Source organism: Geobacillus sp. ZGt-1 (assembly GCF_001026865.1).
Lineage (GTDB): Bacteria > Bacillota > Bacilli > Bacillales > Anoxybacillaceae > Geobacillus > Geobacillus thermoleovorans.
Window position 1 is genome coordinate 240,790 of sequence record NZ_LDPD01000023.1, and the last position, 227, is coordinate 241,016.

Here is a 227-nt window from a genome sequence, read left to right on the forward strand (position 1 = left end):
TTGGAATGGCGGTCTGGCTGTTCTTCAGCTTCCGCTTGCATGTATCGTTGTTCACTTCGACGCCGATTCACTGGATCGCGATGAATGACATCATGCCAAACCCGCAAACGATCGTCTTCTGCCAAGCTTTGATCGCGTTTGTTTGTTTTTTCGTTTTGCAACTGGCCTTGGCCGGGATCATCGCCGGTGCGGTGGTGATCAACTATTCAGCGGGTTGGGATCTTTTC

1 pseudogene is annotated in these 227 nt (G+C 51.1%); it reads left to right on the top strand.

Annotated elements, in window-relative coordinates:
• Window positions 1-227, top strand: a pseudogene (locus tag VU18_RS20035) (hypothetical protein); the annotation flags it as partial.